Source organism: Companilactobacillus halodurans (genome assembly GCF_009600985.1).
Classification (GTDB): Bacteria; Bacillota; Bacilli; order Lactobacillales; family Lactobacillaceae; genus Companilactobacillus; species Companilactobacillus halodurans.
The window spans coordinates 1-1706 of sequence record NZ_VDFP01000092.1 but is presented as its reverse complement, the minus strand read 5'-3'; the positions used below and the strand labels follow the sequence as shown (position 1 = coordinate 1706).

General features: G+C 33.2%; 1 protein-coding gene. It reads left to right on the top strand.

Features of this window, described 5'->3' with window-relative positions:
* Window positions 1-603 precede the first annotated feature (603 nt).
* Window positions 604-1539 carry a nitronate monooxygenase gene (locus tag FHL06_RS12685; RefSeq protein WP_119325446.1) on the top strand — a complete coding sequence of 312 codons (936 nt, stop codon included), beginning with the start codon at window positions 604-606 and terminating at the stop codon, window positions 1537-1539.
* Window positions 1540-1706: the final 167 nt, after the last annotated feature.

Sequence of the window (1706 nt, the reverse complement as noted above, 5' to 3'; positions counted from 1 at the left end):
AATAAGTCTATTATTTGAATAAAATAACTAAAAATTATAATGCCTAATTTTTGATAAAAACCAGAGCAATAAAGAACGTATATATATACTATAACTTTAAATTATGCAAATGTTATCGTAATATTCAAAAATAAATATCTTAAAATGACATATATCAACAATAAAGCTAATTTGATGAATTCAAGCAAAAAAATGCTTTACTGTTTATCATAATAACCATAATAGCTAGTTATACCATGTTAAAATGTTGATATATAAGCAATAGTAATGAAGATTTACCTAGAATTGCCATAAATATTAAGTAAACGCTTACAATTAGCAGATTTACAAAAAGCCGTTAAATCAGCATTTTTGATAATTTAATAAATAGTAAAAATTTGAACGTAATTTGCAATTAGAATAATCGCTTGTATTATAAATTGTAGGAGCGCTCGAGAGATTAAAGAAATGCTTTTCATAAGTAAACGATTGCAAAAATAAATTTATTGCAAACGAAAATCGATTTTCAATATTTAGCCTAGGAAAATGAAAATTGATTTTAAAACTATGAATTTCATTTATGGATTTGGTTATCACTTAATTTTCTATTGGAGGATGTTAAAAATGAATGAAGTATGTAAACTTTTAGGAATCAAATACCCAGTTGTACAAGGAGCTATGCAAGAAGTTGCTACTGCTGATCTAGCAGCTGCCGTATCAAATGGTGGGGGCCTTGGTATTATCGCTGCTGGTGGTAAAACACCTGAACAAGTAAGAGCAGAAATTCAAAAGGCTAAGAAATTAACTAATAATACATTCGCTGTTAACTTGATGTTGATGGATCCTAATACACCAGAAGTTGTTAAGGTCGTTATCGATGAAGGCGTTAAAGTTGTCACAACTGGTGCTGGTACACCAAAGCCATATATGAAAGATTTGAAAGCCGCTGGAATTAAGGTATGTCCTGTTATTCCTAACGTTAAAATCGCTAAGAAGATGGAAGAAATGGGTGCTGATGCCGTTATTGCCGAAGGCATGGAAGGTGGAGGTCACATTGGTGTCTTGACTTCACAAACTCTCTGGCCACAAATTGCTGACGCAGTTTCAATTCCACTTATCGCTGCTGGTGGTATTGGTGACGGACGTGGTGTTGTAAATGCCTTTGTTGCCGGTGCTAAGGGTGTTCAATGTGGAACAATCTTCTCAATCGCTAAAGAAAGTCCTGTTGGAGATAACTGGAGAAAATTAGTTATCGATGCTACTGATACTTCAACTGTTGTTGCTGGTGCCACAATCAAAGATGCTTCACGTATCATCAAGAACAACATTGCTAACAAACTAACAGAACTTGAATTAGATCAAGTATCACGTGATGAATTCAACTCAGTTATGAACGAAGGTTTGAGAAATGCCGTTCAAAAGGATGACGTTGAAGATGGCTTGGTATTTAGTGGACAAGTTTCAGGTCTAATCAAAGAATCATTACCAGCTGGAGAAATCGTCAAAAAATTAATGGATGAAGCACAAGAAGTTCTTAACAAAAAAATTGAATTAGCTTAAAAGAAAGTAAGATTTAGATTTATGTTAGGAGTTAATAAAAGTTAACTTAGTATTTGTCGTCAGGGATGGTGGCAATTGTGGGACTACTAAGCTAGTCACACCTCTTTCATAAATCCATATATGGAGAGGTTAAAATGACAGAGAAAAAATATATCTTATCAATCGAC